This is a genomic window from Oleiphilus sp. HI0061, assembly GCF_001635675.1.
Genome location: NZ_LWFE01000751.1, coordinates 1 through 802, shown reverse-complemented (window position 1 = coordinate 802; position 802 = coordinate 1). Strand labels below are relative to the sequence as shown.

Annotated in this window: 2 protein-coding genes; one reads left to right on the top strand and one right to left on the bottom strand. The window is 41.5% G+C overall.

The window, feature by feature from the left end; translation table 11 throughout:
- Nucleotides 1–609 (top strand): AarF/UbiB family protein (locus A3735_RS09240; RefSeq protein WP_231882514.1); only part of this gene is annotated, 609 nt, incomplete at its 5' end.
- Nucleotides 610–614: 5 nt separating this feature from the next.
- Here the strand turns inward: A3735_RS09240 and A3735_RS09235 are convergent.
- Nucleotides 615–802 (bottom strand): acyl-CoA dehydrogenase family protein (locus A3735_RS09235; protein WP_255375158.1); only part of this gene is annotated, 188 nt, incomplete at its 5' end.

The following is an 802-nucleotide window of genomic DNA, read 5'->3' as shown; positions in this document are numbered from 1 at the left end:
AGGCATATTCTAACGGTGGAATACCTACCAGGAGACGATATACAAGCACTAAAGCGTGAGCAGTATACTCAGGATCAGATCAATCAACTCGGCGAAAGACTATTTGAAGTTATGGCTGAGCAGCTATTTGACTTCAAACAGATTCATGGCGACCCGCACCCCGGTAATTTTGCTTTTCGAAAAGACGGTTCAGTTATTGTTTATGATTTTGGTTGTATTAAAACGCTTAAGCATGAAGTTTTAGCAGCCTATAAAGATGCGATTGTTGCTAGTTTGGCGGAAGATTATGATGCGCTAGATGATGCGCTTATTAGATTAGGTGCGCGGGTCGAGAGTAAACCTTCACCAGGTTCAGACTACTACAAAGTTTGGCGGAATATTTTATTTGAGCCCTTTCTGACAAATGACGACTATGACTATGAATCTGCTTCTTTGCATATCGAAGCGGCCAAACAAACTCATTTGTTCTTTAAACATATGTCGCACTTTAGCCCGCCGGTTGAAAGCTTATATATTGACCGGATGATAAGTGGTCAGTACTGGATACTCAAAAGTATGGGGGTTAAGGCGGAATTCCGTTCTAAGTTGGCCCCTTATCTGCAAGGCTGATTAAGCTATGCTTCACTGAGTATTTGTTTAGCAATAATAATGCGCTGTATTTCACTGGAACCTTCGTAGATTGTTGTTACGCGTGCATCACGAGTAAGACGCTCTATAGGATAATCTTTAATATAGCCATTGCCTCCTAACAACTGCAGTGCTGTATAACAAGCTTTGTTGGCGGCTTCTGTTGAAAATAGCT